Here is a 3,819-nt window from a genome sequence, read left to right as displayed (position 1 = left end):
GGGGGTCCGTCGACCGTGGCCCGGCCGCCCGGGAGTCCGTCGCCTGTGGCCCGGTCGACTGTGGCCCGGTCGACTGTGGCCCGGTCGACTGGCGTCCGGCCGCCTGTGGACCCGTCGACCGCGGTCCTCCCGCTGGCGCGGCCGCGCCGAAGTCCCCCGTGAACAAGGAGTCGTCGCCGTCAAGGAGGTGCTTGGTCACCATCGCGCGGGGGCTCATGCCCCTCAGGTCGCTCAGTTGTTTGAGCGGCTCGCGGAACTCCTCGAAGTCGGCCCCGTAGTCGTCACGGAGCTGTTGTTGGGCGGTGCCCGCGAAGTCCTTGACCTTGCGGATCGCCGAGGCCAGCCAGCGGGCGGCCTCGGGTAGGCGCTCGGGCCCCAGGACCACGAGCGCGATCACGCCGAGCACCAGGAGCTCGGACCACCCCACGTTAGTGAACATCGCCTCCGAGGATACGTCGTCCCGGCACCGACCGGCACCACGACCTCGGACGACCGGCCACCGGCGCCGGCGACCTGCCGGCCCCGAGCGGGTCAGGCGAGTACGGGCCGGACGGTCACCTCGATCCGTGCACCGTCGCGGATGACCTCGACCGGCACGTCGACGTCCGCGCCCGCCCGTCGGACGGCCACGATGAGCTCGTCGGAGGACCGGACACCGCGTTCCCCGACACTCGTCACCACGTCGCCCTCCCGGAGCCCGGCCTCCTGTGCGGGCGACCCCTCCCGCACGTTGACCAGCTCCGCACCCTCCACGTTGCCGTTCTCCGCCTTGCGCGCGTTCACGCCGATGGTCGCGTGACGTACGGAGCCCTCGCTCATGAGCGAGGTGGCGATGTCGCGCACATCGTTGACGGGGATGGCGAACCCGAGCCCGATCGACCCACCGGATTGGGTGAAGATGGAGGTGTTGATCCCGATCACCGCCCCGCTGGCGTCGATGAGCGGACCACCCGAGTTGCCGGGATTGATGGCCGCGTCGGTCTGGATGGCGTCGATCACCACGTCCCCGTCGGAGGTGGACTCCCCCAGGGCGATCGGCCGCTGGGTGGCCGACACGATGCCCTCGGTGACCGTCCGGGCCAGGCCGAGGGGCGACCCGATGGCGACGACCTGTTCGCCCACCTGCACCCGATCGGAATCACCGAGGGTCGCGACGGTGAGGTTCTGGACATCGTCGACCTTCAGCACCGCCAGGTCGGTCGCCGGGTCGCGGCCGACCAACTCGGCCGATGCCCTGGACCCGTCCGGGAAGACGACGTCGATGTCCGCCCTGTCGGCGGCGCCGTCCATGGTGACGACGTGGTTGTTGGTGACGATGTAGCCCTGCGGGTCGATGACGATGCCGGAGCCCTCACCCCGGGCCGAGGCCGTGGAGACCTGGATGTGGACCACCGCCGGTTGGACCCGTTGCGCCACCTCACCGACCGGGTTGTCGGGCCGGATGACGTTCGCCGGCGCGTCGGCGATGCGGACCGTCGACGTGGTGAGGACGCGGGCGGAATCGGCCACGACCGCGCCGATCCCCCCTCCCACGAGGGCGATGACGGCGACGGCGGCGGTCGCCCCTGCCAGCGCCTGCCTGCTCAGTCGCCGCTCGAACAGAGCCTCGGAGAGTGAGAGCCTCGGCGGCGGGGGCACGTCCGCACCCGACAGATCCTCCGGTCCGGGCTCGTCCGCCGCCTGCAGGGCGGGGGTTCCGAACCCCACCGGGGCGTGGGGATCCCGCCACGGGTCGGGCGGGGCGGGCTGTGGCACCTCGACCCGGTCCTGCCAGCCCGGATGCCGCTCGATACCACCGACGGTGTCACCCGACGGCCCGAACGCGGCGGCCAGTGCCGGGTCGGCGTCGTGCCCGTCCGCCGCGCCGGAGTGCCGGTGCGGGCCGGAATGGCGGTCCTGAGCGGAGTGATCGACCGGAGCCTGTGGACGCCGGGGGTCGAATCCTCCTGTCACCCCGGGCGGGCGGGAGAAGCGCTCGGCGGAGGCCTCGTCCACGACGGGCCTGTGGATCGGCGCAGGCTCGCGAAGCGGCCGGTCGGGGTCGACGTCCCGTTCCGCCGGTCCGGGCACACCAGTCTCGTCCTCCACGCGCCCCAGCCTAACGGCCGGACGAACGCAGGCGGCGCAGGAGCCTCGACCACCTGCTCCCGGGCGGGGGCACCGGGGCGCCTGTGGGTTCCCGGGTCGGCTCCTCCCCGAGGAGGCGGAGGCGCTCCCGCAGATCACCGGGCATGTGGATCGGCCCGGATCCCCGGAGAGCGCGACGTGCGTCCTGTTGTTCGGCCACCTCGCGTCGACACTGCGGGCACAGAGCGAGGTGGGCGTCCGCGCGGACCTGTCCCGCGGGCGGGAGGCAGCCGTCCACGTACGCTGCCGCCGCCTCGGTGGAGAGGTGGTCGGTGGAGAGGAAGTGCGGTTCTGATCGAGGGGGTGGCGTACTCCCGGCGACCTCACGGACCGAGTCCCGCGACAACCGGTACTCGGGAGTGGACCCGCGTCCTGACTGGTGTCGGTCCACCCTCGCGCCTCCTCGTCCGTCTGCCCTCGGGGCCGGGCTCTGACCGCCCGGGATGATCAACGCACGGGATACCCCGGTGGTTCCCGGGAGCTCCCGGGGGGATCAGTCGACGCTCTGGTGGACCCCGGTCACACCGGCCGCCTCGAGCTCGGCACGCAACGCGGAACGACCCCGGTGGATGCGGCTGCGGACCGTGCCCATCTTGACCCCGAGGATCCGGCCGACCTCCTCGTAGCTGAGGTCCTCGATGTCGCACAGCACCACCGCCGCGCGGAACTCCGGGGAGAGGTTGGCCAGGGCGGTCTGCAGGACCGGGTCGAAGGTCTCCTCCGACAGGACCTGCTCCGGACTGCGCTCACGACCCGGCACCCGCTCGGCGTCCTCGGGGAGCGCCTCGAAGCGGATGCGAGACCGACGCCGCGCCATGTCGAGGAAGAGGTTGGTGACGATCCGGTGCATCCATCCCTCGAAGGTGCCCGGCTTGTACTTGTCCAGGGACCTGAACACCCGGATGAACGCCTCCTGGGTGATGTCCTCCGCGTCGTGGGCGTTGCCGCAGAGCCGGAATGCGAGCCGGTAGACCCTGTCCCCGTGCTGGGCGACGAGCTGGGACCAGGAGGGCATGTCAGCGGCATCACCACTCGCGTCGAAGCGGGCGGTACCGACCGCCTCGTCGTGGTCACCGCCGGGAGCGATCGCCGTCTCGTGCACCGTCTGCGAGTACATGCGCTGCCGCCGCCTTCCGGCGCGGGCTCCTCGCAAGTCGTCCGCGCGGTGTTCCGTCGCCCCCTCGTGGAACGACGTGTGCCCACCCTCTCTCATCGGGCTGTCCTCACGGTATACCCGTACTGAGATCCCCCTGAGAGTCTCATACCGATCCGATCACCGCGCGTTGGACACGTCGTCCGCGTGCGCGGCGATACGCTGCTCGGGTGTCCGATTCGACTGACGTCCCCGCCTCCGACCGTTCCCGGCTCGCCGACCTCGCGCGCCGCAGCTCCGATCTGGTCGACGACTCGCTCTACGCCCCCGCCCGTGCGGACGCGGCCGAACTGGGTGCCGCCTCTCCGGACGCGCTGACCGCCGAGGTGATCCGGCTGGTCGCCCGACTGACCGGAGCCCGCACCGCGGTGTGCATCTCGCCCGCTCCCGGCGTGCCCGCCCTGGCGATCCTGGCGGCAGCCGGGCAGGGCTCCGGGACCGTGGTCACCTGCATCACCGACGATCCCCATCACCTGGAGGCGGCCCGGACCGCCCTCCGCGCGGCCGGACACCCCGCGTCCGCCGCCCGCTACATCGCG

General features: G+C 72.2%; 4 protein-coding genes and 1 pseudogene. 1 reads left to right on the top strand and 4 read right to left on the bottom strand.

Features of this window, described 5'->3' with window-relative positions:
- The 4 genes from tatB to sigE all read right to left on the bottom strand — a co-directional run.
- The coding region (gene tatB, locus G6031_RS16040) for a Sec-independent protein translocase protein TatB (protein ID WP_182653797.1) at positions 1-439 on the bottom strand (439 nt) is incomplete at its 3' end.
- Between the two features lie 92 nt (positions 440-531).
- Positions 532-2,088 (bottom strand): trypsin-like peptidase domain-containing protein, encoded by a 1,557-nt coding sequence (locus G6031_RS16035; RefSeq protein WP_338404172.1) that lies wholly within the window; start codon positions 2,086-2,088, stop codon positions 532-534.
- 10 nt (positions 2,089-2,098) lie between these two features.
- Positions 2,099-2,518, bottom strand: a complete 420-nt coding sequence (locus tag G6031_RS16030) for a zf-HC2 domain-containing protein (protein WP_179525587.1) — start codon at positions 2,516-2,518, stop codon at positions 2,099-2,101.
- Positions 2,519-2,620: 102 nt separating this feature from the next.
- Positions 2,621-3,244, bottom strand: coding sequence for an RNA polymerase sigma factor SigE (gene sigE, locus G6031_RS16025; RefSeq protein WP_179525588.1), 624 nt, complete (start codon positions 3,242-3,244; stop codon positions 2,621-2,623).
- 206 nt (positions 3,245-3,450) lie between these two features.
- Between sigE and G6031_RS16020 the strand changes: the two are divergent.
- A pseudogene (locus tag G6031_RS16020) lies at positions 3,451-3,819 on the top strand (hypothetical protein); the annotation flags it as partial.

It is taken from the genome of Dietzia sp. CQ4, assembly GCF_014145125.1.
GTDB lineage: Bacteria > Actinomycetota > Actinomycetes > Mycobacteriales > Mycobacteriaceae > Dietzia > Dietzia natronolimnaea.
The sequence above is the reverse complement of the archived record's forward strand: the minus strand, read 5'-3'. Positions and strand labels throughout refer to the sequence as shown.

Coding starts and splice junctions, on each gene's coding strand:
- sigE (WP_179525588.1), bottom strand. CDS start 3,244: ATGTACTCGCAGACGGTGCACGAGACGGCGATCGCTCCCGGCGGTGAC.